This is a genomic window from Aquabacterium sp. UBA2148 (assembly GCF_002328915.1).
GTDB classification, from domain to species: domain Bacteria; phylum Pseudomonadota; class Gammaproteobacteria; order Burkholderiales; family Burkholderiaceae_C; genus Aquabacterium; species Aquabacterium parvum.
The window spans coordinates 10,261-11,379 of sequence record NZ_DCXA01000102.1; the positions used below are offsets into that span (position 1 = coordinate 10,261).

Sequence of the window (1,119 nt, forward strand, 5' to 3'; positions counted from 1 at the left end):
CCGGGGCCTGCCAGTTTCGCTGGGGCGCAGCGGGTGTTGCAGGGGCATCCGGCGCGGGCTCACGGCGCTGCTCGGCGCCTTGTTTGTCATCGGCCTTGCCGCCCTCTGCCGCCTTCTGGTCTTTGTCCTCTGCGGTGACCGCGCGCACACCCGCGGCAGCCACGTCCACCGTGGTCTCGACCACCGTGGCGGTCACGCTGACGGCGGTGGCGGCCACCGTGACCGCAGCATAGGCCACGGCCAGCACGCTGCAACCTGACATCGACGCGAGCAAGGCCAAGGCGGCGGTCGTGCGAATCAGCGAGCGGGCGACGACGAGGCGGTCGATGGAGAACATGGACATGGTGTGGACTGCAAAAAAAGATTCGGAACCGGTCACGCTGGTGCCATGTCGGTCTGATCGAACAAAGGCAAGGATTGCGGCACGGCTTCGCGCTGCGCGGGCTCACCCCCGTCGCCGGGCACCAGGGACGCCATTTTCACGCCAATCAGGCGCAGGCGCTGATCGAGCGGCACGGTCTTGAGGCAACGGCCCGCCCATTGCCGGATGACGGCGGCGTCGCGCGTCGCATGGGGCAACGTGAGGCTGCGGGTGACGATTCGAAAATCGTCGTAGCGCAGCTTGACCCCGATGCTGCGGCCAGCGTAGCCCTTGCGCTGCAGGTCGGCGGCGAGTTGTTCGCACAGCCGCGTGAAGATGGGCGTGAGCGCGGCGCGGTCTTCGCGCGGGTGCAGGTCGCGCTCGAAGGTGGTTTCGCGGCTGATGGACTTGGGCTCGCGCCAGGTGACGACCGGGCGATTGTCGATGCCGTGAGCGGCTTCATGCAGCCAATGGCCGTAGCTTCGCCCGAAGGCCTCGATGAGTTGCGCCGGGTCGGCGGCGGCGAGCTCGCCGATCGTGTGGATGCCGCGCTCGGCCAGTCTCGCATTGGCTTTCGGGCCGATGCCGTTGATGCGCGCGGCAGGCAAGGGCCACACGCGCGTGGGCACGTCGGCGTGGGTGAGCAAGGTCAGGCCATCGGGCTTGTCGAGGTCGGAGGCGAGTTTGCTGAGCAGCTTGTTGGGCGTGACACCAATCGAGCAGCTCAGCCCGGTGGCGCGGCGAACCGCCTGCTTGAT

At 68.1% G+C, this 1,119-nt stretch carries 2 protein-coding genes; both read right to left on the reverse strand.

The genetic code is table 11. The features are described 5' to 3' along the window. Positions 1–343, reverse strand: a 343-nt coding sequence (locus B2W70_RS05560) for a hypothetical protein (protein ID WP_286743667.1), incomplete at its 3' end; no start/stop codon positions are given. Positions 344–375: 32 nt separating this feature from the next. After that, the coding region (locus tag B2W70_RS05565) for a Y-family DNA polymerase (RefSeq protein WP_286743668.1) at positions 376–1,119 on the reverse strand (744 nt) is incomplete at its 5' end.